The organism is Staphylococcus sp. EG-SA-2 (assembly GCF_017152085.1).
The window spans coordinates 1-809 of sequence record NZ_JACYHC010001020.1 but is presented as its reverse complement, the minus strand read 5'-3'; the positions used below and the strand labels follow the sequence as shown (position 1 = coordinate 809).

General features: G+C 34.0%; 1 pseudogene. It reads left to right on the top strand.

Going from position 1 to position 809, the window contains the following annotated elements:
* Positions 1-630: pseudogene (gene norC, locus IDG60_RS17470) on the top strand (multidrug efflux MFS transporter NorC); the annotation flags it as partial.
* Between the last annotated feature and the right edge of the window lie 179 nt (positions 631-809).

The following is an 809-nucleotide window of genomic DNA, read 5'->3' as shown; positions in this document are numbered from 1 at the left end:
CTTATTGATTTTAAATTATTTGAAAATAAACCATATACAGGTGCAACGATTTCGAACTTCTTATTAAACGGTGTTGCAGGTACATTAATTGTAGCGAATACATTCGTGCAACAAGGTTTAGGTTATACAGCATTGCAGGCAGGATACTTATCAATTACTTATTTAATCATGGTGTTATTGATGATTCGAGTTGGTGAAAAATTATTACAAAAAATGGGTTCTAAGCGACCAATGTTATTAGGTACATTCATTGTGGTCATTGGTATTGCACTTATTTCATTAGTATTCTTACCAGGCATATTTTATGTTATCAGTTGTGTCGTAGGATATTTATGTTTCGGACTAGGCTTAGGTATTTATGCAACACCTTCTACAGATACAGCTATTTCGAATGCACCGTTAGATAAAGTTGGCGTTGCTTCAGGTATTTATAAAATGGCTTCATCACTTGGTGGCGCATTCGGTGTCGCAATTAGTGGTGCTGTATATGTTGGTGCAGTTGCTGCAACGAGCATTCATACAGGTGCGATGATTGCACTTTGGGTTAACGTATTAATGGGAATCATGGCATTTATCGCAATTTTATTCGCGATTCCTAATGATGATAAACGTGTCAAAGATGCGAAATAATAACGATGACACGCCAAGTGTTTTGATAATGATATAAATGAAAGTAAAGCAAATTAAATGAGGAAATGTATAGAGCAGTGCATATAGATAAATCTATGATTGGATTAACACTAATATAAATATAAATGAAAAACCATCCACTTAAACTTTTGATAAGTTAGGTGGATGGTTATTTATTG